The sequence below is a fragment of the Sphingobium sp. TomMM7A genome (assembly GCF_055397305.1).
This window is the reverse complement of the sequence record NZ_AP027312.1, coordinates 16,098-40,335: the sequence shown is the minus strand read 5'-3', so window position 1 is coordinate 40,335 and position 24,238 is coordinate 16,098. Positions and strand designations below refer to the sequence as shown.

Below are 24,238 nucleotides of genomic sequence, written 5' to 3'. Positions count from 1 at the left end.
AAAGGGCGGTAAATGCATGACTGAAGTTGTGAGCATGGGTGGTCAGGGCATCGCGCTGCAGCGACGCAGGCGCGGGATGCTTTTGCGGGCCATGTTCGCGCAAAATGTCGGGACGGGTTGTGCGTTCGGTGGTCTGGGCGTCAGCGTCCTTGCATTGCAGGACCGGTACGATGCGTCATTGGCCATGGCCACGATGGCTCTCTCCCTTGCCGTCCTGTCGCTCACCGCATTTGGCCCGCTGATAGCGGTTGCGATTGGTCGATGGGGCCTTCGCCGGGTCATGTCGACCGGCGTCTTCATCTCCCTGATCGGATATACGGCGCTGGCCTATGCGCCGACCATGCCGATCGCGCTGGCTGTGTGCGGCCTTCTGATCGGTCCCGGCGCTGCCCTGTTTTCTGCTCTGCCGCCTGCGGTCCTGGCGAGTGGCTGGTATCCCGAAGCGCGGGGCAAGGTGATGGGCATTGCCTTTCTGCCCCTATTCGTGACCGTCCTGCCCGTCATTGGGGTGAGCATCATCCAAAATTATGGATTGAAAAGCTTTTTCCTGTTGCTCGCCGGCCTGCATCTGCTCTTGCTGCCGCTGACCTTGACGGTGATCGATCCTCCGGTCGAAGCGTCGGACGAATCCGGCTGGGCCGAGGGGGTGACATCGGGTCCGACGCAGATCGCCATTTTGAGCGGCGTGCTGTTCTGGCTGATCGCGGTCGGTGACGGCATCCTGAATGGCACGGCCATCATGGGTGGTGCGCATCTTCTGCCCATCGTCGAGGGATATCACGGGTCTTTGCAGACGGGAGCAGTGCTGCTCGCCGTTTCAGGCGTGGCCAGCATCGTCGGCTCGCTGGTGGCGGGCTTTGCGTGCGACCGGGTCGGTTCGGCCAGGACTCTCGGCCTCGTCGGCCTGGGCTTCGCTGCGGCCTGGGCGATCATGGGCCTGTCAGGAGGGATGTTCGCATTGAATGTCGCGGCGTTACTGACCGGTTTTTGCGGCGCCTCGGTTTTCCCTCCGATCAGCGCGCTGGTCGTTCAGCTTTATGGTTTTGAGGCCTTGCCAAAGGTCCTGGGTCTGCTGAGCGTCATGACGCTGCCATTCTCTTTCTTCATGTCGCCTGCCGCAGGATGGCTGCGTGACTTTGCGGGCAGTTATGAACCGGTATTTGTCGGCGTGTTTGCACTCTGCGCCTTTGCGGCTGCCATATTCTTCGGAATGAGCAGATATCATGCGCGCAATAGGGAGGTGCAGCTGGATATTCCCGACGCCGGGCTGCCGCCTGCGAAAGCAGCCTGAAAAAAGGCGTTCCGCAAGGGCGGATAAATTCACTCGCCGTTTGGTTGAACAACGTCAACTATTGATAATGTTCAGCGAGCGTCGGGGCCGTTGAAGCGGGTCCGGCGGCATGTTTGCTTTCCCCATGTGCTGCGGACGCATAGGGGGAAACAGGCGTGGAAATACTGGTGAGAAAGGTTTCCGTCGATGGCCCACACGAAATTCCACCTTGGCTATTTCACGAAGTTCGGCGCGACGTCCTGGCCGGGCGATGGCAAGGAGCTTGGATCGCAATGGGCGGATGGTTCCTACCATAAGGAACTGGCCAAGATGCTGGAGGCGGCGAAGTTCGACTTCATCTTCTTCGAAGACACGGTGATCGTTGGCGATCGCTACGGCGGTTCGATGGAGCTGGACCTTAAGAATGCGACGCTGTCGCCCAAGCTCGATCCCCTGCCGCTGCTCCCGGTGATGGCGCAGGAAACATCGCATATCGGCTTGATCGCGACGGCTTCGACGACCTTCTACCCACCCTATCTGCTTGCAAGGCTGCTCTCCACCATCGACTCCCTGACGAAGGGGCGCGCGGGATGGAACATGGTGACGTCGAGCGAGAAGAACGCGGCGCTGAACTTCGGCATGGAAAAGCTGCTGCCCCCCAGCGAGCGCTATGACGTCGCCGATGAGTTCGTCGAACTGTGCAAGAAGCTGTGGGATAGCTGGGAAGAAGGGGCACTGGTCGCGAACACCGAGACAGGCGTCTATGTCGATCACACCAAGGTCCATACCGTCAATTTCGAGGGGCAGCATTTCCGTTCGCGCGGGCCGTTGAACACGTTGCGATCGCCGCAGGGCTATCCGGTTCTGGCTCAGGCGGGTGCGTCCGAGCGGGGCCGTGATTTCTCATCGAAGAACGCCGAAGTCGTGCTGGGCATGATGACCGGGGGGGTGAAGGGCATGAAGGCCTATCGCGAGGACATCCGCAACCGCGCCGAAAAACAGGGTCGCGATCCTGATAGCATCAAGGTGTTCTTCCTGACGCCGGTCAACATCCTGCCCGACGGCGGAGAGCCGCCCGAAATGACCGAGGCCGAAAAGCAGGCGGCGTTCGAGCATAATATCGTGATGGCTTCATCTTCGCTCGACATCGACTTTTCGCTCTACGACGTGGATGCGCCCGTGCCGCAGGACATCGTGGCAGGCGGCCACACCAGCGCGCTTGAGCATATGAAGAAGGCCGGGCGGGAGGAGGGCAAATCCCTTCGCGACCTGTTTTCCTCAGGGAAAGGGGGCAGCGGCTCGCGATTCAGGGGCACGGCGCAAGAGGTCGCAGATCAGCTGATGGCGGTCATGGACGAAGTGGGTGGCGACGGCATATTGATCGAGGGGTCCGGCTATAACCGCCAGCTGCCCGATCTGGTCAATGGCGTCATTCCTGCCCTTCAGAAGGCAGGCGCGGTGCGCACCGAATATGAGGGCACCACGCTACGCGACATCCTGCGCGAATTTTGAGGTCTAGCCGGGCCGGCATTGGTGGCGGATGGTTGCTGGGCGATCGTCCGCGCTCACCCGGTTCGAGCGTTTCTGTCATGGTAGAACTGAATGCCCAGTTGCAGGCTCTCGGCGATCCGGTCGGCCTTTTCCTGAAGGGCCGCTGCGACGTCTGGCGCGAGGATCTCACCGCTGGTCTGTCGCCACAGGGCAAGCCAGCGGCCGAAATTATCGGCTGTCATGTGCGGTTCGTGCTGGACATGCGCGACCATCGGCTGGCCCTTGTACCGGCCGGTTCCCAGCATCACCGATGACCAGAATGCCTTGAGCTTTTCCAGATGAAGCGGCCAGTCGTCGATCGCCTGATTGAATACCGGGCCAAGGATCGGGTCCGCGCGCACCCGATCGTAAAAGGCGGGGACCAGCCGGTCGATATCCTCTTCGCTTATCTGGCTCATCAGTTATGCGGCCCTCTCAATCGCAGGAAATCAGGGCATTGCGCAGTTCATAGCCTGTCACCAGCGGATTCCACGCCAGTGTTGGCGCGCGGTCGAGCTTCAGACCCGGCACCTGCAACAGGCGTTCCAGGAAGAGGCAGCTTTCCTGAAGCGCGACTTGCGCGCCGGGGCAGCGATGTTCGCCATCGCCGAAGGAGAGGCCCGCATTGCCATATTTGGCGCTGACTTCCCGGCCCGGCATAAATTCGCAGGGCCGCTCGCCAAAAGCAGTTGTGTCCGTGTTCGCGGCGCGTACGTCGATGGCGACAGCGGCACCGGGAGGCGCGCCCGCTGCCGCCGCCTCGTCGGCGGGCATGCGGCGGTAGAGATAGCCGACGACCGGCTCCAGCCGCAGCAATTCCTCCAGCAGGGCGATCTTCCCCTTTTCATCCGCGGCGAGGAAGGCGGTCTTCAAATCCTCACGCTCCAGCATATGCCAGGCGGCCATGACGATGAACTCGCGCGTCGTCGCCATTCCAGCCGCGCCATAGACCAGGCATTCGGTCAATATCTCCCGGCCATTATAGCCTTCGTCGATAAGGTGGGAGATGACATCGTCGCGCCGCTGCTTGCGCCGGGCGCGGATCGCTGGGGCGACGTCATGATAATAGAAGGAGAGCACCCGATATTGGGATTGCACGAACTTGACCAATGACGCCAACTTGCCCGGATGCGGGCGGAAATCGCCGGTAAAGAACACGTCCAGCCGCATTGCCAGCCCCTTGGGATCGCTGTCGGTCAGGCCGACGATATGGCTGGCGACGGCGACGGCAAGCTCAAGGCTGAGCTGGTCGAGGAAGGCGGTCTTGTCCTTCGCGAACCGGGAAACCAGCATGTCGCTGAGTTCGATCATCAACTCGCGATAGTGGGTGGTGACGATGCGGGGCGTGAAGAAACGCGCCGTGGCGCTGCGCTGAACGCGATGCGTTTCGCCTTCGAGGAACAGGATGGGCTGGCGCGTCGCGCTGCCGATCTTGCCGACCTGTTCGGCGAGGAAACCGGCCTGGCGTACATTTTGATTGCGAAGGATGGCGCGCGCTTCGGCGAAATCGCGGGTGCGCATATCGGGATCGACGGTCCCACCGGCGTCGGCGGCTGCGGCTGACTTGCGGTCATCGCCCTCGCGATGAAAAGGACAGGCGGCGGAAAGGCGAGCGTCCATCAGCGTCGACCCTCATATGATGCACGACGAGCGCCTAACTTAGGCGCCCCCCGATGCCGGTCAAGGCCCCACCTGTCCTGATCAATCATTTGGGGAGGGGAGGCACCTGGCCGCGCAGCAGCCCGGCTCCTCCCCCCGTCCTTACGGTCAGTCGAACTTATAGTCTTCCAGCACGGGTTCTTGCAGCTCGTTCCACATGTCGACGAGGCGGAAAGGCCAGGGACCGACGGGCCGACCCTTGCTGTTCTGATAATAGCTTTTCGACTTGGGATGGGTCCAGATCATGTGCTTCATCTGATCGTCGATCCGCTTGTTGTGGCGCAGGAAGGCTTCCTCCGTCACTTCGATCGTGCGGGCGCCGGTCGCGATCATGTGATCGAGACATTCGATCAGATAATGGACCTGCGATTCGCTGACGATGTTGAGGCCGCCTGCGTGGTTCGGGCCGATATTGGGGCCGGTCGACAGGAAGTAGTTGGGATAGCCGGGGATGGTCGTGCCCATATAGGCGCGCTCTTCCTCGTCCGCCCAGTCCACCGCCAGATCATGACCATCGCGGCCCTTGATCTCCAGATCCTGCACCAGCGACGATGCGTTGAAGCCGGTCGCGCAGATGATCACGTCGAGTTCGTAGAACTTGCCGTCGTTCGTGCGGATGCCGTTCGGCAGGATTTCGGCGATGCCCGCCGTCTCCAGCGTCGTGTGCGGCTGGACGAGGGCATCGTACCAACCCGCGTCCATCACGACGCGCTTGGAAAAGATCGGGAAATCGGGCGTCAGCTTTTCGATCAGGTCAGGGCGTCCCGCCAGCTTGTGATGCATGTGCGACAATGCATATTGGCGCATACCTTCATTGAGCGCCGACACGGCGATGCCGTCTTCGGGGTAGGACGGGTCCTTCACCACATTGGGGTAAAGGCCATCGGCGGCGAACCAGAATACGCGGAAACGGAACCATTCCTTGTAATAAGGGATGTGCCGCAGCGCCCATTTCACCGGGTCTGGGACTTCCGCCTTCACTTCGGGATTGTTGATCATCCAGTGCTTGGTGCGCATGAAGACGACCAGTTCATCCACTTCCTTGACGATCGTGGACACGATCTGCGCGGAGCTGGCGCCGGTGCCGATGACGGCGACCTTCTTGCCCTTCAGGTCGATATTTTCGTCATAGTCGGCCGAGTGGGTGATGATGCCCTTGAAGCTTTCGATGCCGGGGATCTCGGGCAGCTTCCAGCGGTCGGTGGTGCCGAACGCGTTGAACACGGCATTGGCCTTGATGACTTCGCGCTTGCCGGTGTTCAAATCCTCGATGGTGACGTTCCACACGGCTTCATCCTGATCGAAGACCAGGCTGTGCACCATGGTCTTGAACCGGATGTTGCGGCGGACGTCATATTTGTCGGCCACGGCGCGGAAATATTCGCGCATGTCCGCGCCATGCGGATGGTAGTGGTTCCATTCCGGGCTGATTTCGAAGGAATAGGAATAGAAGTGGCTGGGCGTATCCACGCCGACGCCCGGATAGCGGTTCTTCCACCAGGTGCCGCCGACTTCCTCATTCTTTTCGATGATCACATGATCGTAACCGGCGCGCTCCAGCTCGATCCCGGCGAGAATGCCGGTAAGGCCCGCGCCGATGACCAGCACCTTGAAGCCAGTCGGAGGAGGCGTGCGGCCGGACTGTTCCTTGCGCGCGGGGCTGCGCTTGAAGCCGCCCTGTTCGACGACCATGGGGACGAATTCGTCCTCCACCGGCTCGCCGACGCCGATGCTCATCATCTTTTGCATCAGTTCGATCGGTGGATCTTCCGACTTGGCCGCGCCCGGCGTCGTCAGCACATGGACCAGCTTTTCATGCAGGTCGTCGATGCAGTCCTGCGGGATCACATAGTCGGGGTTGGTGTAAGGGGGGTGAATGTGGACCTGGAAGTTCTGAAGCATCGATTCATCATGCGTCAGATGCACATAGACCATCAGCAAGGTCTGGAGATTGGCCGCCTTAAGCGCTGCGCGCAGTTCGGGGCCATCAGCCAGCGGAAGGGGGCGGCTGCCACTGTCAAGCATGTTCGGCAAAGTCTTCGTTCTCATATCCATATGTCTCTCCATGAGAGCTGGGGATCTGTGGGGGATGCGGGGGCGATGTCGCCCTGCCGTTATCTCGCCATCATCTCCACATTCTCGCTCAACCGTCCTTCAGGGTCGCTGGTGAACAGGACGCGCACGCCATGTTCGGGCATTTCGCGAACCGGGCCGACATGCTTGCCGCCGTGCGCGAGCACCCGTTCGGCAAGCGCGTCGAGGTCCGTGGTGATGAATCCAAGGATCACTTCCCGGTCGCGTGGAGCAGGCCTATCTAAAAAGTTGATCATCGTCAACGATTCTGCGCCCATGCTTTCACCTGGACCCATAATCACTTCGCGCAGGCGCCCCATAACGGCGGGATCGCCCGATTCCACGCGGTGCAGACTGTTGAGCCCGTACACCGCGCCATAATAGGCGGCCATGGCTTCTTCATCCTGCACGATCAGCTTTGTGAAGCCGAATCGCGTGTCGCCTGCATTGCTCAAAGTCATTCTCCTGTTGTTTCCGATTGCGCGTTCGCCGCCTCCGCGATGATGCGTTCCAGGCCGGCTATGATGTGGGTGAAGCCGTAGGTGAGGGCCGCTTTCCGATCGACCTGCAGCAGGTCGCGCTGAAGACCCTGCAACAACGCAGCCTCATAGGCCGTCAGGGCATGGATATGCGCGGTCGTCCGCTGGTTGTTGTACTCTGGAGGAGGCGGCTGGGACGTGATGAAGCCGAGAGCCGATGTCGTGAACCACCGCACCGCAAAGGCAAGGTCGGGGCCGGTCAGCCCTTGCGCCCTGATCAATTCCACCACGGGTATCCATGTGCGCAACCAACCCGGCGACGCATGCCCGTCCCACAGGCTGAGCTTCATCGCGACGGGATAGCGCTGGAAGAGATCCTCTGTCGTCCACAGCCACTGGCGCACTTCGTCCTGCCAAGGCGCGCCCTTTGCCGGGTAATCGAACCGGCAGTATATTTCGTCGGCGACGGCGATCAGCAGATCGTCGCGGCTGGGGAAGTAATTATAAAGGGTCATGACCCCGGCTTTCAGGCTCTTTGCGAGCAGACCCATGGAAAATCGGTCGATCGACATTTCGTCGAGCAGGACCAGTGCCGCCTGGATGATCGTGTCGCGCGCCAGCCGACGAGGGCGCCCCCTTCCGCGCGCGGGAATGCCCGGCTGAGAAGCAGCGTCGAGCGTCGTCCCGTCCCCGATGTTCAAACCGCCCATCATCTTGACCGCTCCCATTCTTATACCTTGTCAGAAATAAGGGTTTGGGCTCTTCTGTCAATTTACGTATGCTATACGAGATCATTGACGCCAGTTGGTCCGCAAGGGAAACATCCTTGTTGATCGGCGGCGCGGCTGCGTCCAACTTGGCGATCAGCTTTTCCGCCAGGTGGGCAAGCCATGGATCAGAACAGATTGTCGAATGGAGAAAAGAGGCATGCAGAGGTTCAGGGACAAGTCCGTCGTCATTACCGGCGGTTCCAGCGGTATCGGCCTCGCCGCGGCCCAGCGGATCATGGAGGAAGGTGGATCGGTGCTGATCACCGGATCGAACCGGGAAAGACTGGACAGCGTCGCGGCGCAGTTGCCCGGCGTGCACGTCCTGCAAAATGACGCGTCCCGTCCGGAAGCCGCCGAAGCGCTCGCGCAGGAAGCTGCCCGCCTGTTCGGCAAGATCGATGGCCTGTTCCTGAACGCAGGCGTCGGGGCAGGCGCGCCGCTTGGCCATATCAGTGCTGACCTTTACCGGAACCTCATGGACCTGAATGTCGGCGGGCCGATCTTCGGGACGCAGGCGATGGCGCCGTTGATCCGCGATGGCGGATCAATCCTGATCACGGCATCCGTGGCGAAGGACAAGGGGCTGCCCGCAAGTGCCCTTTATGGCGCGACCAAGGGAGCCGTCCGCTCGCTGGCCCGAGGCTTTGCCTATGAGTTGGCCCCGCGCCGCATCCGCGTGAACACATTGAGCCCCGGGCCGATCGCGACTGACTTCTTCAACCGCCTCGGTCTGCCCCAGGAGCATGTTGCCGCCGTCGAACAGCAGATGGCGGGGAACAATCCCCTGGGCCGCCTGGGAACGGCACAGGAAGCGGCGGCCGTCGCCCTGTTCCTGCTGTCTGATGAGGCAAGCTATGTGACGGGATCGGACTATTTCGTCGATGGCGGGGAAGCGCAGCTTTAGCATAGCTGGTCAGCCCGGTGGATCAGGTCTAGCAGCATCCAGATGCAACATGGTGGTGATGGCCAAGTGATCCGCGGGCAGACTTTGGCGCGCCAGGATATTGAAACGCTGATGGGTGCGCCGCATTCGCTGGTCGAGTGCGTGATGGAGGGTGCGGACCTGTCGCATCTGGATCTGTCCCAATGGTCGTTTCAACAATGCGACATGCGACGCGCCGACTTCACCGGCGCAAAACTTGATCGCAGTAACTGGCAGTCGTGCCGCGCCGCTTCGGCCAATTTCACCGCTTGCGATCTTGGCGAAGCGCGCTTTGCCAACAGCGACCTGAACGGTGCTTCGTTGAAGCGTAGTATGTTGCAAGCGGTGCATTTTTTCGGCTGCAAACTTACGGGCGCCGACCTGTCGGATGTTCGGGCGCTAGACATCCATTTTGAAGAAACGCTGTTGATCGGCGCGAAGCTGACCGGGCGTTCCTTTATGAAGGCGAGGCTCGCACGGGTCGATTTTTCTCAGGCGGACTTGCGCAAATGCGATTTTCGGATGGCATCGTTCGAGGATTGCAGCCTGCGGGAGGCGTTGCTGACCGGCGCCCGGTTCGAAGGCGCGGACCTGCGCGGTGCTGACCTTGGCGGCGTAAGGCTGGAGGACGCGTCCCGTTTTCGTGGCGCGACCATATCGCGGGAGCAGGCGGGGCAATTGCTCAGCGAATTGGGATTGAACGTGCGATGAGGGTTCGAGTCCTTCGCTCGCGCCGCTCAAATTGGACGGGTGTCGGGATCATGCACCCTTAATTGTCGCAATATTCCCAACGCCCGGCGTTGCAGGCCGCCACTGCGCGCCGCCATGACGCCATCTGGCGATCATAATCCGCGCGAGCATCGGCATAGCCTTCGCCGCCGCCCTGCGCACGGCGATAGTCGCGCATGATCCGCGCATCGCGGTCGCGAACATAGGCGAGCTGCTGCTGGTTCATCTGTCGGATGATTGCCCGGTCACGTGCCCGTGCCGCAGAACTGCGCATGGTGGGGTCATGCGGATCGTCCGCGAGCGCAACTGCTGGAAGCAGCGCGGCACCGAGCGCGGCCACGCATGCGACTATCCTGACCTTCATGGACCCTTGCCCCTCTTTTTTCCCTTTCCCTGCTAATCGCGATCCGTTCCGCCGAAGGCAACGGATTTGCGACGAACGGCAGGTCGCAGCCTTCCCCCCTTACGCTTCGGTCATGGTGCATCGCCCTGGGGCAGTTCGGCGGGGGCGGCTGGCCAGTCGCCATCCTGTAGCGGCGGCAATGCTTCGAACCAGGTGCTGTCCCGATTGAGTGTGAAGCGATCGCAGGAAAAGCGGATATCGTCACGGGCCACGGCGCGCAGGACTTCATGGATGCCGCCCACCCCGCTGGCGCTGATGACGACATAGCTGACACCGCCGTTTTCGCAGGTGACGAGGGCTTCGACGACCTTGCCGACCGTCTCCCCGTCGGATGCCGTGACCGGCAGGCCCGCGATGCCGGTAGCCGTAAAGAGGGTCGGGTAGGGCGATCGGCGGCTGGATTGGGCGGCCGACTTGCCCCCATCCTCATAAGCGCGCTGGCGACCGAGCCATCGCCATACGCCGATCAGGTTGACGAAGGTGAGGAAGCCGTTCGTCGCGACGAGGTTCGTCTGCCCGGACGACAGGCCGACGACCGACCATGCGATCGATCCAAAGGTGAAGACGACGAAACCCCAGCCGGTGACGCGCGCGCCCAGATTGGCGGCGGTCATCATCGCGGCGATCATGGTCGCTATGGGCGCGACCCAACCAGCAACATTTTCCAGAGCAGGCTCCTACATTCGAAGCATCGAACGACGCTTCAACGCGCGCCAGCCATGTTGGTGGCGGCGCGGAGCGGGAACCTTGCAAAAATGGGTGGCGAGAGTCGCGTGGCGTTCGCGGCCTATGACTAGTCCTGCGGCAGGATCGCGGCGATTCCGGCGCGCGCGATCTGGGCGTCCTGATCCGACTTGACCCCGGAAACACCCACGGCGCCGACATAGTCACCGTCGATGACGATCGGGACCGCGCCTTCGAGCATGGCGGGCATGCCGGGCGCGGACAGCATCGAAACGCGGCCGTTAAGCACCAGATCCTCATAGACCTTCGTTTCCCGGCGGCCGAGTATGGATGTCGATGCCTTTGCCTCTGCCATCTTCACGGTGCTGGCGGCGGCGCCATCCAGACGGATGAGGCCAAGCAGATGCGCGCCGTCATCGACGATCGCGATCGTCACGGCCCAGCCATTGGCTAAAGCCTCTGCTTCGGCTGCGGCGAGGATCGCCTTTACATCATTTGCTTCAAGGCAGTGCTTGGTCTTCATGCCGTTCGATCCGTTATTGATGCGCCGGGGCGCTTGAGGAAAAGCGCGCCTTATCACCCGCCGCGCGTCTTGCCAGCATTATAGAGGGGGAGGCGGCTGGGAGAGGCTTTGATCCGCTTCGACGGGGATGGTCAGCAATTCGGGCTTTTCCCCGCCGAACGACTGGATCGCGACGGTCACATTGCCTGCCGTCGTGACGTCTGAGAGAGGCATGTCGATGGCAATGGCGTCGTCGCCGGATGCCTGCCATTTTACCGCGACGCTCCGCCCTTCCGGCAGCTGGACGGCAACATTCTTCACGCAAGCGGTCGTGGGGCCGGTCAGCAGCAGCCTGTCATTCTTTCCCGCTATGAAGCGCTGCTCGGCGGCTGGCTGCAAGCTGCCCGCTTGCGGGAATTGGAGGGCGAATTCCGGCCCGTCAAAGGCGTCGAAGCCCCAATGCCCGTGCAAGCGGCCCTTCATCGGCCCGCTCAAGTCATCAACCTTGAAGGAAGGCGCGAATATGTAGCCGCCCCTGTCGGCCCGTGCGCTGAGCGGTGCTTCGACCATGTGGCCGTCCTTGCCCGTCAGCCGTAAGACCATGTTGTGGGCATAATCGGTGGCAAAGACGAGCGGCGCGCCATCGACGCCCAGGACGATGCCCGGCCGGGAGCCGCAGATCGGAGCGTCGCTGCTCCGGCGTAGGGGCGGGGGAACATTCTTCTCGATCGCGGGCAAGGCCGCCACGAGCACGGACTTGGGCTTGCGGAAGGATGGCGCGCTGTTCAGCAACAGCGAGACGGACTTGCCATTCTGAAGGCCGAGCGCGGGCAGATAGTTGAATTCCGGATTGTTGAACGCGCCGAATATGCGCGCAAGGTCGCGGACTACGCCGATATAGGGGCTGTAAAAGCCATAGCCGCCCTCCCGCGTCGCGCTGAGTTGCAGGGCGAGGTCGGTCGGGGCGCCGATGATGGTTTCGGTGAGCGAATTGCTGTGAATGTCGCCCAGCACCAGACTGTCGCGATTTTCGACGAGGCAGGCGGCCTGAAACTCGACGATTTTCGCCAGGCAGTCGGGGTTGAGTTTGACGGCGAGGCTTGAGGACAGGATTGGCGCAACGGTCCTCAGATATTCAGGGTGGCTGTTTTCCTGCGACCGGATGCCCAGGATGAAGGCGTTAAGCCTGCTCCGGTCCAGCGAAGCCTTGTTGATGTCCTGCGTCACGCGGACGAATTCGCCCGGACGCCCCCGGATCGCATCGGAAATGGTGCTGAGGTCGCCGCCGGTATCGGGCACCATGAACAGCACCAGCTGGCGCGCATGATCCGGCACGGTCAGTTTCAATGTCCGTTTCCGGTCCTTGCTCTGCCAAGTTTCCGCGCTGGAAATCCAGCTTTTGGGCGGCGGGTTGGTGACGCCGCGCAGGAACGCCGACACCAGGCGGTAGCGGACTGATTGGTCTTCGGGCAGATTGGCTTCGATCCTGACGACGTCGCCCGACGCCAGTGCGGGCACTTGCCCGATCGGCAGGGTTCGCCCTGCGCGACTGACGGTCACCAGCAGTTCGGGGCCGGGGAGGTCGAAGGGCGCCGGGTCTGCCGCGGACGCGCCGACGGACGCCATGCAGGTGGCGAGGGCGAGGATGCAAAGGCGTGTCGAACTAATCCGGCGATAGGTCATGCATTCTCCCTGCGCGGGTAAATCGAGCCGTCAAGAGAGAAGGCGGCCCTTTTCGCTTTGCCGATCCGCTGGAAAGGCAGGATGTGCGGCGAAGGAAGGCATCGTCGCGGCGTTAAGTTCCTGGGTCGGCAAGCTTTGCGGCCTTTCCGGGCATTCATGAAACAGGCTAAAGGGGTTCCCCGTTACATCACGACAGGAGACAGCAGTGTTACCCGCCCGGACTTTCAGCGTATCGATCAATCAGGAATGGCGGGCTCTTTACGAGAGGATATGGCGTCCCGCATTTTTCCCCCAATGGGCCTCTGGCCTGGCGGAATCGGGGTTGCGCGAAGATGGGGACGGTTGGCTGGCCGATGGACCGGAAGGGCCGATCCGTATCCGCTTCACCCCCCATAATGATCTGGGGGTGATGGATCATCAGGTGGATCTGGGCGGTGGCGATCAGGTCCATGTCCCCTTGCGGATCGTGCAAAATGGGGAAGGCGCGGAGGTCATGCTGACGCTTTTTCGCCAGCCGGGCATGGATGATGAACGGTTCGCGGCCGACATCCGATGGGTCAACCGCGATCTCAAGGCGTTGAAACGGCTAATCGAAGGTTGAGTGGCCTGCGGGAGATCATGCCTCCCGCCATTGTCCCTGCTCAATGCCGTCCAGCGTCCAGTCTCCAATGCTCCACCGGACAAGGCGCAAGGTGGGGTGGCCGACGGCTGCCGTCATCCGGCGCACCTGCCGGTTACGCCCTTCGCGGATGGTGAGGCGGAGCCAGCAGTCGGGCACGCTCTTGCGGAAGCGTACCGGCGGATCGCGCGGCCAGAGGGCGGGCGGGTCGATGCGTTCCACCAGCGCGGGCAGGGTAAGGCCGTCCTTCAACTTGACCCCGCGTCGTAGCGCCTCCAGTTCCGCGTCGCCGGGTTCCCCCTCCACCTGAACGAGATAGGTCTTGGGCGTCTTGAACCGGGGGTCGGCGATACGCGCCTGCAACCGCCCGTCATCGGTCAGCAGCAGCAGCCCCTCACTGTCGAGGTCGAGCCGCCCGGCAGGATAGACGCCCGGCATGTCGATGTACGCCGCGAGTGTCGGCCGTGGGGGGCCGGTGCTTTCATCGGTAAACTGGCACAGCACGCCATAGGGTTTGTTGAAGAGGATGAGGGTCATTGATCAATCATCCTCTTCGAAGGCGAGGCTGCCCTGATCGATCAGCGCCTTGATGAGCGCGACCGCGCCGGGGTCTTGCGCAAGGTCCGGATTGGTCGCGACCAGGGGGCTTGAGCAGAGTTGTTCGGCGAGGGAGGCAGTGTCGGCCCCGCAATCGACACAATGGCCGTCCACGAAAAGCAGGACCGAGGTTCCCTGCCGGATGAAGGAATAACGGCTGGCGGGGTTGCGCTGGAGCGATGCCCCTTGGGCAAGCCATGCCTGTATATCATCGGCCGCAACCGGTTCGTCTGGCCGCCAATCGGCATCGGAATATTTGGGCGCGCTGCTATGAAGTCCGAACCAGCGGGCAAAGGCATCGCGATCGGCCAGCGCCTCCATCACCATTGCATGCAGCCGGTCGAGCGCAGGCGCGGTGATTTCTCCCGGATTGGATTGTCGGGCGAGACCGGGGTCCGCATAACGATCCTCCTCCGTCAGGCCGTCCGCCTGATGCGCGGACCAGCCTTCGACAAGATCGGCGCGGGAAGGCGCGCGAAACCCGATCGAATAGGTCATGCAATCATCACCAACCGCCACGCCATCATGCGCAAAGCAAGGTGGCACGTACAGAATGTCGCCGGGCTCCAAAATCCAGTCACCCTCCGCTTCGAAATCGGCGATCAGGCGTAGGTCGTCATGCGGCAGCAAAGGTGTCGCCGAACTGCATGGCGGCCCGACGCGCCAGCGCCGTTTGCCGAGGCCCTGCACCAGAAAGACGTCATATTGATCGAAATGAGGCCCCACGCCGCCCCCGTCCGTGGCGTAGCTGACCATCACATCGTCGATGCGCCAGTCGGGAATGAAGCGAAAGGGCTCCAGCAAAGCCGCGACGCCGGGGGCGTGGTGGTCCACCGCCTGCACCAGCAGCGTCCATGGCCCGGTTCCGAGTTCGCCAAAGCGCGCCTCCGGTAGGGGGCCGCTTTCCATCGTCAGTTGAATAGCTTGTCGCGTGATAAGACGGGATTCGACGCCCTCTTCGCAGGCGAGTCCGGCCAGTTCGTCCGGGTCGAGCGGATTGTCCCAGTCCTTCCACGGATTGCGGATCAACAGCGGCCGCTTTTGCCAATGGTCGCGGAGGAAAATGTCGATGTCGAAATGGGCGAGTTGCATGACACGCCCATGCGCCCCCGGCCCGCGGCTGTCAAAAACTCGTCTCGGCCTGATGGCATCGGTCTGGCGCATCCTGTGGTGGCTTGAAATCGACACTCGCGCCTTGACTCATTATGGAACTCACCGATACCCATTTTGTGAAATGTGGAAAGGATGAGGAATAATGGCGCGTTTGGAAGGCAAGGTCGCGATCGTAACGGGAGCAGGCCGTCAGGGTAATATCGGCGTGGCGGTATGTGACGCATTCCTGCGGGAAGGTGCGCGCGCGGTGATCGCCACCGATCTTCGTACAGAGGACGCGGTCAGCAGCGAGATGGAAGCCAAGCATGGCGCTGGCCGGTTCAAGCTCGTCGCGCAGGATGTGACGCTGGAAGCGGACTGGGCCAAGCTGGTGTCGACGGTCCTGTCTGAATTCGGCGCCATCGACGTGCTGGTGAACAATGCCGGTATTTCCATCCATGGCGGTATCGAAGCCACGTCGCTGGAGGACCTGCGCAAGGTCATGGCCGTCAATCACGATAGCGGCTTTCTGGGCATGAAGCATTGCGCGCCTGCTCTGGCCGATGCCGTGAACCGCTTTTCGGGCGGTGGTTCGGTGATCAATACCGTGTCCATGGCGTCCCATATGCCCAACGCCCATAACCTCAGCTATCATGTGTCGAAGGCGGCGCAGCGCATGTTGACCATGTGCGGCGCGATCGAATTTGGTCCCAAGCGCATCCGGGTCAATTCAGTGCATCCGGGGCAGACGACGACGCCGCTGCTGAAGGAAGGCTATGAGGGATATGTACAGCTTGGCCTCTACGAGTCGGCGCAGGCGGGTATTCAGGAGCTGGTGAACATGTGTCCGCTGGGCATCGAAAGCTTCCCGGAAGATACGGCCCATGCCTTTGTCTATCTGGCGTCGGATGAGTCCCGCTTTGTGACTGGGGCGTCCATCTATCATGACGGTGGACTTGGCCGCCAATATTGAGCGGCAGTGACGAGGGGCGGCCAAGGCCGCTCCTTATCGCGCTTTAGGTTGTGTGGGGATTCAGCCCATGACGGCCTGCAAATGGGGACTTTCTGCGCTTCCGGTGCTCACGTACTGAAGTACGCTGCGCGCCGGTTCTCGAAATTCACCATTTTCGCCTCGCCCTGAACTGAATCCCCACACAACCTTAAAGGGTGCAGGCCTTGTCCGCTTTGGGCATCAATCCCTGCGCGATCAGTTCTGCCACGCGTCGCGCCTTTGCATCGGCTTCTTCGTCGGTCAGCGGTTCGACCGTGCCCGCGGAAACGGCGTCGACCATGTCCTGCGACAATATCCACAGGAACATCGACGAGACCTCTTCGCAGTCGACTGGACGGATAAGCCCCCGCGCCCGCAGGCGTTCCAGATAGGAGCGAAGAGGGGTCTGCTGGCGCAGGGTCCGTGCCTCCCCCATCGCATCGCGGAATTCCGGGAAACGCAGTCCTTCGCGCATGCTGATCGCGGTGACGGCATGCGCGGCCCTGGTCCGGGTGCTGCGCATGATCATGCGAGCCCACTCATAAAGGCCCTCCACCGGGTTGTCGCGATCGAGCAGGCGGAGATCGGCGGCCATGTTCCGGTCGGCAATCCGGTCCAGCACGGCCCGCAACAGTCCGGGTTTGCCGCCATATTTGGCATAGATGGTCTTTTTGGAAACGCTCGCGCGCTGGGCGATCAATGTCAGGGTGGCCCGTTCATAGCCCAGTTCTATCAACGCCTGTTCGGCCACTTCGAGCAAGGCCTCCGCGCGTTCTTGAAGCTCTGCCGCGCGCGGCCGACCTGCGCCGCTTCGCCTATTTCCCAGGTACATGATCCTTGCTTGGCTTGATCGGCCGCCAAGCGCAAGACCCGGCCGCCCACGAAAAAAGCGTCCCGCTTTGCCCCGGGAGGCGGGACGAGACGCTCCTGACGGTCGCAGGCCGCCATCTGCTGATCACACGGGCAGCGCGGTCGTATATTTGGTCATCGACAGGGCAAAATGCGATGCGGCGCTGGCGACGGACGGATGGCCCAGCAATGTGTGCATCAGGAACAGATTATAGTCCGCGACGTCGGCAACCACGATGCGGAGCAGATAGTCCCACTCGCCCGACATAGAGAAGCACTCCACGATTTCCGGGTGGCCATCCACGAAATCCTCGAATGCCTGCCTTGCGTCGCGCGCATGGCTGCGCATCCGGATGTTGCAGAGCACATTGACGCCGCGATCGACCTTTTCCGGGTTCACAAGGCGGACTGCGCTAGTGAGGATGCCGGCAGTTTCCAGCGCCTTTATCCGGCGCCAGCATGAAGCGGTAGAGGCGCCGACCTGTTCGGCCAGTTCGGCATGGCTGACCGTGGCATCCTTTTGGAGAATCGAGATGATCCTGCGGTCAATCTCATCAATCTGACGAAAATCTTTCATGTTGCGGCCTGATGTGACGATCGTACTTCTCAAACTCGCCCATTTCGCGTGAAATTGAAACCCCCTCACATGGGGGCCGTGTCATAACCTCCAGATGGCCGCTTCAACGATGGAACGCCCCGAAGGCGCTGCGGAGGATTGGATAATCCCGCAGGACTGGGGAAGCTATACGCCCCAGGAGCATGCCGTTTGGGATGAGCTGTTCGCCCGACAAGCGGCCCTGCTGCCGGGCCGGGCGGTGAAGGAATTTACGGACGGTCTGGATATTCTGCGGATCGCGAAACCTGGCATTCCGAACTTCGAGGAATTGTCCGAACGATTGATGAAGCGGACGGGATGGCAAGTGGTCGCGGTGCCGGGACTGGTGCCTGACAGGCTGTTCTTCGAACATCTGGCAAACCGGCGCTTTGTGGCGGGACGCTTCATTCGCAGGCCGGATCAGCTGGATTACCTGAAGGAGCCGGACGTTTTCCATGACGTGTTCGGCCATGTGCCGTTGCTCGCCCATCCGGTTTTCGCCGATTACATGCAGGCCTATGGCGAGGGTGGGCTGCGCGCGGATGGTCTGGGTGCGATCGAGAAGCTGGCGCGCCTTTACTGGTACACGGTCGAGTTCGGCCTGATGCGCGAGGGGCCTGACCTGAAAATCTATGGTGCGGGGATCGTCTCTTCCCATGGCGAGTCCCTGTTTGCGCTGGATGACCCATCGCCCAACCGGATCGGTTTCGATCTGAAGCGGCTCATGCGCACCAAATATCGGATCGATGATTATCAACAATCCTATTTCGTCATCGACAGCTTCAATGACCTGCTGCGCCAGACAGTCGAGACGGACTTTGCCCCCCTTTATGAAGAGCTGAAGCAAGAGGAGGCCATAGAGGCGGACGCAATCATCCCTCAGGACCATGTCTTCAGCCGGGGAACGCAGGATTATGCAAGATCAAGGAAAAGAGGGTGACGGACATGGCTGACAATCCATTGGGCCTCAACGGGTTTGAATTTGTCGAATTTACATCGCCAGACCCCGATGCAATGGCGGCGCAGTTCGAGCAGTTGGGCTTTGTCCCGACGCATCGTCATCCTTCCAAGAACATCACGCGGTATAAGCAGGGTCGCATCAACCTGATGCTGAACCGGGACGATGCGGGGCGGGTCGCGGCGTTTCGCGGCGAGCATGGCCCGTCGGCCAGCGCGATGGCCTTTCGCGTGGCAGACCCGGACGCAGCGATGGCGTGGGCGCTTGAGCATGGCGCGCAGCCGACCGAGGAGGATGATACCGTCATTCAGGGAATTGGTGGATCGTACCTCTACTTCGTCAAAGACGGCGAAGACCTTTATGAGAATTGGGCGGAGTTCCCCGGATGGCGGTGGGCGGAGACTGCGAACAATGTGGGGCTCGATATGCTCGATCACCTGACGCACAATGTCCGGCGCGGGCATATGCGGGTGTGGAGTCAGTTCTACCGCACGCTCTTCAATTTCGAAGAGCAGAAATTCTTCGACATCAAGGGACAGGCTACTGGGCTATTGAGCCAGGCGATGATCGCACCGGATCGGGCGATCCGTATTCCGCTGAATGAAAGCCAGGATGACAAGAGCCAAATCGAGGAATTCATCCGCCAATATCATGGCGAGGGTATCCAGCATTTGGCGCTTACCACGGATGACATCTACGCGACGGTAGAAAAGCTGCGTGCGCGGGGCGTTCGGCTGCAAGATACTGTCGACACCTATTATGAGCTGGTCGACACACGCGTGCCCGGACATGGCGAGGATCTGGAGCGGTTGCGGAAGAACCGGATACTCATTGACGGTGATGTGGAGAGGGAGGGCATATTGCTCCAGATCTTCACGGAGAATATGTTCGGGCCGATCTTCTTTGAAATCATCCAGCGCAAAGGCAATGAAGGTTTCGGCAACGGCAATTTTCAGGCATTGTTCGAAAGTATCGAGTTGGACCAGATACGGCGCGGCGTGATCACTGTTGACGAGTGAGGCTGACATGACGCTTTGCGGTTTCGGCAATGTCCATTCGACAGAAGCGGTGGCGGGGGCGTTGCCGGTTGGGCGCAATTCGCCCCAGCATGTGCCTTATGGCCTCTATGCCGAACAGCTTTCGGGCACGGCTTTCACGGCGCCCCGGCACCAGAACCAGCGGAGCTGGCTTTACCGGATGCGGCCTTCGGCGGAGCATGGTCCGTACCAGCCTTATGACGGTGCGCGGCTTTTGCGATCCGGGCCGCTTCCTGACGGCCTCCTGTCGCCGAACAGATTGCGGTGGGACCCGTTGGGAATGCCGGATGCGCCGACCGACTTCATCGACGGGCTGGTTACCTATGCGGTGAATGGCGACGTGGTGCAGGGATTGGGTTGCGCCGTGCATATGTTCGCCGCCAATCGGTCCATGATCGACCGGGCCTTCTTTTCTGCTGATGGCGAAATGCTGATCCTGCCGCAGCAAGGGGCGTTGCGGATCGTGACCGAAATGGGTGTCCTGACGTGCGCGCCATTGGACATGATCCTGATACCGAGGGGCGTGCGTTTTCGTGTCGAGCTGATCGACGGGATCGCGTGGGGATATGTTTGTGAAAATCACGGGGCGTCCTTTCGCTTGCCGGAACTTGGGCCGATCGGGGCGAACGGGCTTGCCAATGCGCGGGACTTTGAAGCGCCGGTCGCAGCTTATGAAGATGTCGAGCGGCCGTTCGAGGTCGTGCAGAAATATATGGGGTCGCTCTGGACGAGCAGGGCGGACCATAGCCCGTTCGACGTGGTCGCATGGCACGGCAATCTGGCGCCCTTCCGCTATGATCTGCGCCGCTTCAACACGATGGGAACGGTGAGCTATGACCATCCCGATCCATCGATCTTCACGGTTCTGACGTCGCCCAGTGATACGCCCGGCACGGCGAATGTCGACTTCGTGATTTTTCCACCGCGATGGATGGTGGCGGAGGATACTTTTCGGCCGCCCTGGTTTCACCGCAATGTCATGAGCGAATTTATGGGACTGATCGAAGGGGAATATGATGCCAAGGCGTCCGGCTTTATGCCGGGCGGCGCGTCGCTCCATAATTGTATGTCGGCGCATGGGCCGGACGTCGAAAGCCATGGCAGGGCGGTTTCGGCTGAGCTCGCCCCGGTGAAGGCAGACGCGATGATGGCATTTATGTTCGAAAGCCGCTTGCCCTATGCGCTAACCAGATGGGCGATGGAGACGCCGTTGTTGCAGCGCGATTATGACGGCTGCTGGAAGGGTTTCGCCAAGGCGCAGCTTCCTTTTCAGTCAGAGGAGCAGCGCTGATGAACTGGTGGGAATGTGACGAAACCCACGATCCCGCGCTGACCAGTTGGGTTGAAGGTGCGCAGGGGCATCGGGACTTTCCGATCCAGAACCTGCCTTTGGGCATCTTCGCGCCGCGTGAGGAGAATGCGCGGATCGGAGTGGCGATTGGCGACATGATCCTCGACCTGCGAGCTTGCGCGGAAGCGGGGCTGTTTGGTGGGGAGTGGGAGGAGGTCTGCGCGGACCCGGTGCTGAACCGGATGCTCATGCTTGCGCCGGAGCAGAGGCGAGCGCTGCGGCGGCGGGTCAGCGCATTGCTATCTGATCCGGCGAGCCGTGCGGCGGTGGAGTCGATGCTCTATCCATCGGGCGAAGTCACCATGCAGTTGCCCGCGCGCATTGGCGATTACACCGACTTCTATGTGGGCATTCATCATGCGAACAATGTCGGACGGCAGTTCCGGCCCGATAATCCGCTGCTGCCCAACTATAAATATGTGCCCATCGGCTATCATGGCCGTGCGTCGTCCATACGCCCGTCCGGCGTGCCGGTGCGGCGGCCGTGTGGACAGCGCAAGCCGCCAGATGCGCGGGAGCCTGTTTTTGGCCCGACCGCGCGGCTTGATTATGAGCTGGAGCTGGGTGTCTGGATCGGCACGGGCAATGATCTGGGCAGTCCGATCCCGATCGAGGAGGCGGGGGATCATATCGCTGGGTTCTGCCTTTTGAACGACTGGTCTGCGCGGGATTTTCAGGCGTGGGAGTATCAGCCGCTTGGACCGTTTCTGGCGAAGAATTTCCAGTCCACCATCTCACCCTGGGTCGTGACGGCCGAAGCCATGGCGCCGTTCCGCATGGCTCAACCTGCTCGGCCGGAGGGTGATCCGCTGCCGCTGCCCTATCTTTCTTCGGACGCGGACCAGCGGCATGGGTCGCTGGCCGTGACGCTGGAAGTATTTATCCAGACGCAGCACATGCGGGAGAAAGGGCAGCCGCCATTTCGCCTCAGCACCGGGCCAGCCAGCAACATGTATTGGACGGTCAACCAGATCGTGACGCATCATGCGTCCAATGGGTGCAACCTCAATCCGGGGGACCTGTTGGGCACGGGCACGATTTCCGCGCCGGTACGGGAGGGTTATGGCAGCATGCTGGAACTGACCGAAGGCGGGCGAGAGCCGCTGATATTGCCTGATGGAGAGAAGCGTTCTTTTGTCGAAGATGGCGACGAGATTTTCCTGCGCGCAACGGCGAACGCGCCGGGCTTTGTTCCGATTGGGTTTGGCGAATGCCGAGCCGTGGTGATGCCGGCATGACCGCGCCCGTCACCCTGCACGGATATTGGCGTTCGTCGGCCGCCTATCGCGTGCGCATCGCGCTGAACCTCAAAGGCGTCGACTATGTTCAGGTCAGTCATGATCTGCGCGCGGGGGAGCAGCGGGACGCCGATTACCTCGCCATCGCGCCTCATGGCCTGGTGCCCGCTTTGGAGGTGGAGGGCAGGACCCTCATAGAAAGTCCCGCCATCCTCGAATGGATCGACGGCAAGTGGCCCGAGCCGCCTTTGCTGCCCAACGATGCGGATGAAGTTGCGGTTGTGCGTGCGATGGCGGCGTTGATTGGTTGCGACATCCATCCTCTCAACAATCTGCGTGTCCTCAACCGATTGCAGAGCCAGTTTCACGCATCCAAGGATCAAGTGAAGGAGTGGGTGAGGCATTGGATCGCGGAGGGTTTTGCGCCGCTTGAGCAGTTGGTCGCGCGGCATGGGGCGGGCTTCGCTTATGGGAGCGGACCGACATTAGCCGACTGCTATCTTGTGCCGCAGCTTTATAATGCTGGGCGGTTCGGGGTCGATTTGTCGCCCTATCCCCGATTGGTGGCGGCGGGAGAGGCTGCCCTGGCGCTGCCTGCTGTTCAGGCGGCGCATCCGGATCGGCAGCCGGATGCGGGTTAGCCTAACTGTCTCGAGACCTTAGTTGCCGTCCAGATGCGCGAAGTCGAACTGGCTCGTCGGGATGATGTCGATGCGCGAAAAGTCGATGAAGCCCGCGCAACTTTCCGCCATATCCTTTGTATTGCGGGCGAATTTTTCCTCATCGCCCACCGCATCGAAGAAGGCGGGGGAAACGGTCATCGCTTCGGGCGAGAAGCATTCCTCGACAAAGGCGTCATAGTCGGGTGCGTCAGACGTTAGCGGGCGGACGATGATATTCTGGACATATTCGAAATTCGCCTGCGTATCGATGGCGACGCGGGTGTGATGACGATGCCAGTGGGCGACGGCGTCGTCCCAGCTCATGTCCGGGCGGAAGGAGATGAAGCTGGCCTGCGACCAGCCCCAGGTGCGCGCGCCTGCCTGCGGCACATGATCCCGGTTGGGGATGATGGTGGATTCCGCAACCAGCCATGCCGCGAACCGGCCGCTATGTTCGGCTACTATGCTATCGATAGGGCCGCGGAAATGGGCATTAGAGGTGGGCAGCCAGAATTGCACAACCGCGTCCTGCTGCGGCTGTTGCGATGTCTGCAGGAGTGGCGCGGCGGGTTCCACGGTTGCGTCGCGGACATTGAGGCGGATCGCACTGGCGCCCGCTTCCTTGAGTGCGGCGGGAAGTGTGGCCTTCAATTGTTCCGCATAATCGGCGCGGCTTACGCCCTCCGGCGCCCAAAGAGCATAGATCAGCTTTTCCATTCAGATCTCTCCATCAATCTTTCAGGTCAGTCGAAATTGGCCTGTCCGCCGTCTAGCGGAATGGTGGCGCCAGTCAGATAGGACAGGTCCGATCCGCACAGGGCGACGATGGCCCGACCGATATCTTCCTCCAGCCGGCCGATGCGGTCGAGCGGGATGGTGCGGAAGAAGGCCTTTGCCTCTTCGGGATTATTTTCGATCCACCATTTGAGGCCCGGCGATTCAGCATGCGGCGCGATGGTGAGGACGCGGATATTCTGCCGCCCCCATTCGGCTGCACCCGCGCGTGTAAGGACGCGGGTAGCCTGCTTCACCGCGCCGTAACAGCCATAGCCGGTCATGTCCCAGCGGATGCCGGCGGACGAGGCGAAGTTGAAAATGGTGCCGCCGCCGCGCGCCGCCATGTGGGGACGAACGAGCTTCATCAGGCGGAAGGAGGCGAGCGGGCCGGATTCAAATCCGGCGAGGAAAGCCTCGTCCGTCACTTCATCAAGCAGGCCAAGCGGCACTTCCTGCGCATTGTTGATCAGGATGTCGACGCCGCCCAGATCGGTGACTGCCCTGTCCACGGCGGCGGCGAGATCGTCCGCGTCCTTGACGTTACAGGCGGCGGCGATGGCGCGGACGCCGCGTTCCTGCGCAAGCTGCGCGGTTTCCTGCACCTTCTCAAACGTCCGCCCGGCGAGGAGCAGGTTGACGCCTTCACTGGCGAGGGCGAGGGCGATGCCCTGCCCAATGCCCTGTCCCGCTCCGGTTATCAGGGCAACCTTGCCTTGCAAAGCCGACATCGCTCTTCCTTTCCTTGGCCTATTTCTGTTTATCGTGGGC

The 24,238-nt window shown here is 61.4% G+C and carries 26 protein-coding genes; 11 read left to right on the top strand and 15 right to left on the bottom strand.

Annotated elements, in window-relative coordinates:
- The first annotated feature begins 16 nt into the window (after nucleotides 1-16).
- Both ACZ5ZH_RS13070 and ACZ5ZH_RS13065 read left to right on the top strand, forming a co-directional pair.
- Nucleotides 17-1,291, top strand: a complete 1,275-nt coding sequence (locus ACZ5ZH_RS13070; RefSeq protein WP_464773180.1) for an MFS transporter — start codon at nucleotides 17-19, stop codon at nucleotides 1,289-1,291.
- Nucleotides 1,292-1,477: 186 nt separating this feature from the next.
- Entirely contained in the window at nucleotides 1,478-2,782 is a 1,305-nt protein-coding gene (locus tag ACZ5ZH_RS13065) for an NtaA/DmoA family FMN-dependent monooxygenase (RefSeq protein WP_464773179.1), read from the top strand.
- A 53-nt stretch (nucleotides 2,783-2,835) separates the two neighbouring features.
- Here the strand turns inward: ACZ5ZH_RS13065 and ACZ5ZH_RS13060 are convergent, their stop codons facing one another.
- From ACZ5ZH_RS13060 to ACZ5ZH_RS13040, 5 genes are all read right to left on the bottom strand, one after another.
- On the bottom strand, nucleotides 2,836-3,219 hold the full coding sequence (locus ACZ5ZH_RS13060; RefSeq protein ID WP_464773178.1) for a group III truncated hemoglobin: 384 nt from the start codon (nucleotides 3,217-3,219) through the stop codon (nucleotides 2,836-2,838).
- A gap of 16 nt (nucleotides 3,220-3,235) precedes the next feature.
- On the bottom strand, nucleotides 3,236-4,420 hold the full coding sequence (locus ACZ5ZH_RS13055) for a cytochrome P450 (protein ID WP_464773177.1): 1,185 nt from the start codon (nucleotides 4,418-4,420) through the stop codon (nucleotides 3,236-3,238).
- A 147-nt stretch (nucleotides 4,421-4,567) separates the two neighbouring features.
- The gene (locus ACZ5ZH_RS13050; RefSeq protein ID WP_464773176.1) at nucleotides 4,568-6,514 is read right to left on the bottom strand and encodes a flavin-containing monooxygenase; all 1,947 of its coding nucleotides are present in this window, start codon (nucleotides 6,512-6,514) and stop codon (nucleotides 4,568-4,570) included.
- 59 nt (nucleotides 6,515-6,573) lie between these two features.
- Nucleotides 6,574-6,993: a VOC family protein gene (locus ACZ5ZH_RS13045; RefSeq protein WP_449469672.1), complete on the bottom strand. Its 420-nt coding sequence runs from the start codon at nucleotides 6,991-6,993 to the stop codon at nucleotides 6,574-6,576.
- Nucleotides 6,990-7,724, bottom strand: coding sequence for a TetR/AcrR family transcriptional regulator (locus tag ACZ5ZH_RS13040; protein WP_464773175.1), 735 nt, complete (start codon nucleotides 7,722-7,724; stop codon nucleotides 6,990-6,992). The genes ACZ5ZH_RS13045 and ACZ5ZH_RS13040 overlap by 4 nt, the downstream gene beginning before the upstream one ends.
- A gap of 214 nt (nucleotides 7,725-7,938) precedes the next feature.
- Here ACZ5ZH_RS13040 and ACZ5ZH_RS13035 point away from each other — a divergent pair, with 214 nt between their 5' ends.
- Together ACZ5ZH_RS13035 and ACZ5ZH_RS13030 are read left to right on the top strand one after the other, a co-directional pair.
- Entirely contained in the window at nucleotides 7,939-8,685 is a 747-nt protein-coding gene (locus ACZ5ZH_RS13035; RefSeq protein WP_464773174.1) for an SDR family NAD(P)-dependent oxidoreductase, read from the top strand.
- 42 nt (nucleotides 8,686-8,727) lie between these two features.
- Nucleotides 8,728-9,414 carry a pentapeptide repeat-containing protein gene (locus ACZ5ZH_RS13030; protein WP_464773173.1) on the top strand — a complete coding sequence of 229 codons (687 nt, stop codon included), beginning with the start codon at nucleotides 8,728-8,730 and terminating at the stop codon, nucleotides 9,412-9,414.
- A 58-nt stretch (nucleotides 9,415-9,472) separates the two neighbouring features.
- On the opposite strand, the gene ACZ5ZH_RS13025 is transcribed toward ACZ5ZH_RS13030, so the two are convergent.
- The 4 genes from ACZ5ZH_RS13025 to ACZ5ZH_RS13010 all read right to left on the bottom strand — a co-directional run bounded on the left by ACZ5ZH_RS13025 (nucleotide 9,473) and on the right by ACZ5ZH_RS13010 (nucleotide 12,704).
- Nucleotides 9,473-9,796: a hypothetical protein gene (locus ACZ5ZH_RS13025; protein WP_464773172.1), complete on the bottom strand. Its 324-nt coding sequence runs from the start codon at nucleotides 9,794-9,796 to the stop codon at nucleotides 9,473-9,475.
- Between the two features lie 110 nt (nucleotides 9,797-9,906).
- A complete protein-coding gene (locus ACZ5ZH_RS13020) occupies nucleotides 9,907-10,464 on the bottom strand; it encodes a PRC-barrel domain-containing protein (protein ID WP_449469681.1) in 558 nt (185 codons plus the stop codon).
- A gap of 164 nt (nucleotides 10,465-10,628) precedes the next feature.
- Nucleotides 10,629-11,042: a GlcG/HbpS family heme-binding protein gene (locus ACZ5ZH_RS13015; protein WP_464773171.1), complete on the bottom strand. Its 414-nt coding sequence runs from the start codon at nucleotides 11,040-11,042 to the stop codon at nucleotides 10,629-10,631.
- Between the two features lie 78 nt (nucleotides 11,043-11,120).
- A complete protein-coding gene (locus ACZ5ZH_RS13010) occupies nucleotides 11,121-12,704 on the bottom strand; it encodes a hypothetical protein (protein ID WP_464773170.1) in 1,584 nt (527 codons plus the stop codon).
- A 205-nt stretch (nucleotides 12,705-12,909) separates the two neighbouring features.
- Between ACZ5ZH_RS13010 and ACZ5ZH_RS13005 the strand changes: the two genes are divergently transcribed.
- Nucleotides 12,910-13,305, top strand: a complete 396-nt coding sequence (locus ACZ5ZH_RS13005; RefSeq protein WP_464773169.1) for a polyketide cyclase — start codon at nucleotides 12,910-12,912, stop codon at nucleotides 13,303-13,305.
- A gap of 15 nt (nucleotides 13,306-13,320) precedes the next feature.
- Here ACZ5ZH_RS13005 and ACZ5ZH_RS13000 read toward each other — a convergent pair whose 3' ends face one another.
- Both ACZ5ZH_RS13000 and ACZ5ZH_RS12995 read right to left on the bottom strand, forming a co-directional pair.
- Nucleotides 13,321-13,860, bottom strand: a complete 540-nt coding sequence (locus ACZ5ZH_RS13000) for a pseudouridine synthase (RefSeq protein ID WP_464773168.1) — start codon at nucleotides 13,858-13,860, stop codon at nucleotides 13,321-13,323.
- Between the two features lie 3 nt (nucleotides 13,861-13,863).
- Nucleotides 13,864-15,012: a JmjC domain-containing protein gene (locus ACZ5ZH_RS12995; RefSeq protein WP_464773167.1), complete on the bottom strand. Its 1,149-nt coding sequence runs from the start codon at nucleotides 15,010-15,012 to the stop codon at nucleotides 13,864-13,866.
- Between the two features lie 163 nt (nucleotides 15,013-15,175).
- Between ACZ5ZH_RS12995 and ACZ5ZH_RS12990 the strand changes: the two genes are divergently transcribed.
- Nucleotides 15,176-15,985, top strand: a complete 810-nt coding sequence (locus tag ACZ5ZH_RS12990) for an SDR family NAD(P)-dependent oxidoreductase (RefSeq protein WP_464773166.1) — start codon at nucleotides 15,176-15,178, stop codon at nucleotides 15,983-15,985.
- A 187-nt stretch (nucleotides 15,986-16,172) separates the two neighbouring features.
- On the opposite strand, the gene ACZ5ZH_RS12985 is transcribed toward ACZ5ZH_RS12990, so the two are convergent.
- On the bottom strand, nucleotides 16,173-16,835 hold the full coding sequence (locus tag ACZ5ZH_RS12985; RefSeq protein WP_464773165.1) for a TetR/AcrR family transcriptional regulator: 663 nt from the start codon (nucleotides 16,833-16,835) through the stop codon (nucleotides 16,173-16,175).
- Between the two features lie 123 nt (nucleotides 16,836-16,958).
- Nucleotides 16,959-17,429 carry an Lrp/AsnC family transcriptional regulator gene (locus ACZ5ZH_RS12980; protein ID WP_464773164.1) on the bottom strand — a complete coding sequence of 157 codons (471 nt, stop codon included), beginning with the start codon at nucleotides 17,427-17,429 and terminating at the stop codon, nucleotides 16,959-16,961.
- 109 nt (nucleotides 17,430-17,538) lie between these two features.
- Here ACZ5ZH_RS12980 and phhA point away from each other — a divergent pair, with 109 nt between their 5' ends.
- The 5 genes from phhA to maiA are packed head-to-tail and all read left to right on the top strand — an operon-like array spanning nucleotide 17,539 to nucleotide 22,672.
- Entirely contained in the window at nucleotides 17,539-18,387 is an 849-nt protein-coding gene (phhA, locus tag ACZ5ZH_RS12975) for a phenylalanine 4-monooxygenase (protein ID WP_464773163.1), read from the top strand.
- Nucleotides 18,388-18,392: 5 nt separating this feature from the next.
- Entirely contained in the window at nucleotides 18,393-19,424 is a 1,032-nt protein-coding gene (gene hppD / locus ACZ5ZH_RS12970; protein WP_464773162.1) for a 4-hydroxyphenylpyruvate dioxygenase, read from the top strand.
- A 7-nt stretch (nucleotides 19,425-19,431) separates the two neighbouring features.
- Nucleotides 19,432-20,733: a homogentisate 1,2-dioxygenase gene (hmgA, locus tag ACZ5ZH_RS12965; protein WP_464773277.1), complete on the top strand. Its 1,302-nt coding sequence runs from the start codon at nucleotides 19,432-19,434 to the stop codon at nucleotides 20,731-20,733.
- Nucleotides 20,733-22,031, top strand: coding sequence for a fumarylacetoacetase (fahA, locus tag ACZ5ZH_RS12960; protein WP_464773161.1), 1,299 nt, complete (start codon nucleotides 20,733-20,735; stop codon nucleotides 22,029-22,031). The genes hmgA and fahA overlap by 1 nt, the downstream gene beginning before the upstream one ends.
- Complete coding sequence (gene maiA, locus ACZ5ZH_RS12955) at nucleotides 22,028-22,672, top strand: maleylacetoacetate isomerase (protein ID WP_460988494.1); 645 nt, start codon at nucleotides 22,028-22,030, stop codon at nucleotides 22,670-22,672. Before fahA ends, maiA begins: the two co-directional genes overlap by 4 nt.
- A gap of 18 nt (nucleotides 22,673-22,690) precedes the next feature.
- On the opposite strand, the gene hsh3 is transcribed toward maiA, so the two are convergent.
- Together hsh3 and ACZ5ZH_RS12945 are read right to left on the bottom strand one after the other, a co-directional pair.
- Nucleotides 22,691-23,410: a 7-beta-hydroxysteroid dehydratase Hsh3 gene (gene hsh3, locus ACZ5ZH_RS12950; protein WP_464773160.1), complete on the bottom strand. Its 720-nt coding sequence runs from the start codon at nucleotides 23,408-23,410 to the stop codon at nucleotides 22,691-22,693.
- 26 nt (nucleotides 23,411-23,436) lie between these two features.
- Nucleotides 23,437-24,198, bottom strand: coding sequence for an SDR family NAD(P)-dependent oxidoreductase (locus ACZ5ZH_RS12945; protein ID WP_464773159.1), 762 nt, complete (start codon nucleotides 24,196-24,198; stop codon nucleotides 23,437-23,439).
- Nucleotides 24,199-24,238: the final 40 nt, after the last annotated feature.

Excerpts from the sequence above, each read along its gene's own strand:
- ACZ5ZH_RS13070 (WP_464773180.1), top strand. The coding sequence starts at position 17 with ATGACTGAAGTTGTGAGCATGGGTGGTCAGGGCATCGCGCTGCAGCGA.
- ACZ5ZH_RS13065 (WP_464773179.1), top strand. The coding sequence starts at position 1,478 with ATGGCCCACACGAAATTCCACCTTGGCTATTTCACGAAGTTCGGCGCG.
- ACZ5ZH_RS13060 (WP_464773178.1), bottom strand. The coding sequence starts at position 3,219 with ATGAGCCAGATAAGCGAAGAGGATATCGACCGGCTGGTCCCCGCCTTT.
- ACZ5ZH_RS13055 (WP_464773177.1), bottom strand. The coding sequence starts at position 4,420 with ATGGACGCTCGCCTTTCCGCCGCCTGTCCTTTTCATCGCGAGGGCGAT.
- ACZ5ZH_RS13050 (WP_464773176.1), bottom strand. The coding sequence starts at position 6,514 with ATGGATATGAGAACGAAGACTTTGCCGAACATGCTTGACAGTGGCAGC.
- ACZ5ZH_RS13045 (WP_449469672.1), bottom strand. The coding sequence starts at position 6,993 with ATGACTTTGAGCAATGCAGGCGACACGCGATTCGGCTTCACAAAGCTG.
- ACZ5ZH_RS13040 (WP_464773175.1), bottom strand. The coding sequence starts at position 7,724 with ATGATGGGCGGTTTGAACATCGGGGACGGGACGACGCTCGACGCTGCT.
- ACZ5ZH_RS13035 (WP_464773174.1), top strand. The coding sequence starts at position 7,939 with ATGCAGAGGTTCAGGGACAAGTCCGTCGTCATTACCGGCGGTTCCAGC.
- ACZ5ZH_RS13030 (WP_464773173.1), top strand. The coding sequence starts at position 8,728 with ATGCAACATGGTGGTGATGGCCAAGTGATCCGCGGGCAGACTTTGGCG.
- ACZ5ZH_RS13025 (WP_464773172.1), bottom strand. The coding sequence starts at position 9,796 with ATGAAGGTCAGGATAGTCGCATGCGTGGCCGCGCTCGGTGCCGCGCTG.
- ACZ5ZH_RS13020 (WP_449469681.1), bottom strand. The coding sequence starts at position 10,464 with ATGATCGCCGCGATGATGACCGCCGCCAATCTGGGCGCGCGCGTCACC.
- ACZ5ZH_RS13015 (WP_464773171.1), bottom strand. The coding sequence starts at position 11,042 with ATGAAGACCAAGCACTGCCTTGAAGCAAATGATGTAAAGGCGATCCTC.
- ACZ5ZH_RS13010 (WP_464773170.1), bottom strand. The coding sequence starts at position 12,704 with ATGACCTATCGCCGGATTAGTTCGACACGCCTTTGCATCCTCGCCCTC.
- ACZ5ZH_RS13000 (WP_464773168.1), bottom strand. The coding sequence starts at position 13,860 with ATGACCCTCATCCTCTTCAACAAACCCTATGGCGTGCTGTGCCAGTTT.
- ACZ5ZH_RS12995 (WP_464773167.1), bottom strand. The coding sequence starts at position 15,012 with ATGCAACTCGCCCATTTCGACATCGACATTTTCCTCCGCGACCATTGG.
- ACZ5ZH_RS12990 (WP_464773166.1), top strand. The coding sequence starts at position 15,176 with ATGGCGCGTTTGGAAGGCAAGGTCGCGATCGTAACGGGAGCAGGCCGT.
- ACZ5ZH_RS12985 (WP_464773165.1), bottom strand. The coding sequence starts at position 16,835 with ATGTACCTGGGAAATAGGCGAAGCGGCGCAGGTCGGCCGCGCGCGGCA.
- ACZ5ZH_RS12980 (WP_464773164.1), bottom strand. The coding sequence starts at position 17,429 with ATGAAAGATTTTCGTCAGATTGATGAGATTGACCGCAGGATCATCTCG.
- phhA (WP_464773163.1), top strand. The coding sequence starts at position 17,539 with ATGGAACGCCCCGAAGGCGCTGCGGAGGATTGGATAATCCCGCAGGAC.
- hppD (WP_464773162.1), top strand. The coding sequence starts at position 18,393 with ATGGCTGACAATCCATTGGGCCTCAACGGGTTTGAATTTGTCGAATTT.
- hmgA (WP_464773277.1), top strand. The coding sequence starts at position 19,432 with ATGACGCTTTGCGGTTTCGGCAATGTCCATTCGACAGAAGCGGTGGCG.
- fahA (WP_464773161.1), top strand. The coding sequence starts at position 20,733 with ATGAACTGGTGGGAATGTGACGAAACCCACGATCCCGCGCTGACCAGT.
- maiA (WP_460988494.1), top strand. The coding sequence starts at position 22,028 with ATGACCGCGCCCGTCACCCTGCACGGATATTGGCGTTCGTCGGCCGCC.
- hsh3 (WP_464773160.1), bottom strand. The coding sequence starts at position 23,410 with ATGGAAAAGCTGATCTATGCTCTTTGGGCGCCGGAGGGCGTAAGCCGC.
- ACZ5ZH_RS12945 (WP_464773159.1), bottom strand. The coding sequence starts at position 24,198 with ATGTCGGCTTTGCAAGGCAAGGTTGCCCTGATAACCGGAGCGGGACAG.